Source organism: Actinomadura logoneensis, assembly GCF_003428695.1.
Lineage (GTDB): Bacteria > Actinomycetota > Actinomycetes > Streptosporangiales > Streptosporangiaceae > Spirillospora > Spirillospora logoneensis.
Genome location: NZ_QURH01000508.1, coordinates 1 through 1,328 on the forward strand (window position 1 = coordinate 1; position 1,328 = coordinate 1,328).

Annotated in this window: 1 protein-coding gene and 1 pseudogene; one reads left to right on the plus strand and one right to left on the minus strand. The window is 77.0% G+C overall.

Annotation, left to right across the window (positions count from 1 at the left end; translation table 11 throughout):
• Positions 1 to 349: pseudogene (locus DZF91_RS23665) on the minus strand (sulfotransferase); the annotation flags it as partial.
• A 148-nt stretch (positions 350 to 497) separates the two neighbouring features.
• Between DZF91_RS23665 and DZF91_RS23670 the strand changes: the two are divergent.
• Positions 498 to 1,328, plus strand: an 831-nt coding sequence (locus DZF91_RS23670; RefSeq protein ID WP_117359535.1) for an SIR2 family NAD-dependent protein deacylase, incomplete at its 3' end; no start/stop codon positions are given.

The following is a 1,328-nucleotide window of genomic DNA, read 5'->3' on the forward strand; positions in this document are numbered from 1 at the left end:
AGCCCCGGCCCGTGCCGCGCGGCGGCGGCACCGGCGGCAGGCCCGCGAGCGCCCGGCACTCGCCGGGGCAGGACCGGCAGCCGTCGGCCGTGATCTGCCAGCTCTCGGCGTAGGCGTCGCGCAGCACCCGGGCGGCGCCCACCCCGCGTCCCGTCGCGATCGACGGGCGCCGGGCGTAGGCGTACACCAGCCGCAGCACGTTGGGGCGGCCCGCCGTCAGGTGGAACCCGGCGGACCGCTTGACTGCGCGGGCGAGCACGTCCGCGCCGGAGTGGGGGGATCCCAGGATGAACACGGGACGGCGGACCTTGGTCCCGTTGATCACCAGGATGTGCGGCGTCGACCTCATACGAGTCCTCAGTTTCCCACTCCGCGGGCCGTCTCCGGTCCGCCACGCCCTAGCTGCCGGCCTGTTTCTCCCGGCAGGGGGATTCCCCCGTGGCGGCGGACCGAACGGAACGGTCGGAACCAGGGCGCTCCGCCCCTAGGCTGGGGGCATGGCAGCAGCATCCCCCGGGCCGGGGCGGGACGGCGCGGAGCGCGCCGGGGCGCTGATGGCCGCGGCCTCGCGGATCACCGTGCTGACCGGGGCCGGGATCAGCACCGACAGCGGCATCCCGGACTTCCGCGGCCCCAGCGGGGTGTGGACCAGGGACCCGTCCGCCGCCGCGATGTCCACCATCGGCGCCTACATCTCCGACCCCGAGGTGCGCCGCCGCGCCTGGCGCTCCCGGCTGGACCACCCGGCCTGGGGCGCCGAGCCCAACGCCGGGCACGCCGCGCTGGTGGCGCTGGAGCGTGCCGGCCGGCTGCGCGGCCTGGTCACCCAGAACATCGACGGCCTGCACCAGCGGGCCGGGTCCGACCCGGCGCTGGTGCTGGAGATCCACGGCACGATGCTGGAGGCCGAGTGCCTGTCCTGCGGGCTGCGCACGCCGATGCGGGAGGTGCTGGCGCGGGTCGAGGCGGGCGAGGACGACCCGGCGTGCGCCGAGTGCGGCGGCATCCAGAAGTCGGCGACGATCTCGTTCGGCCAGGCCCTGCGCCAGGACGTGCTGGACGCCTCGGTGGCCGCCGCCCGCTCCTGCGACCTGCTGCTGGCCGTCGGCACGTCGCTGACCGTCCATCCGGCCGCCGGATTGTGCGACGAGGCGGTGGCCGCCGGCGCCCGGCTGGTGATCATGAACGCCGAGCCGACCCCGTACGACCCGATGGCCGACGCGGTCGTCCGCGCCCCCATCGGCGAGGCGCTCCCGCGGCTGGTCGCCGAGGTGGCCGGCGACCCGGCCGGGGAGCCCGGGCGTCCCACCGGCGACGGCGGCCCGCGG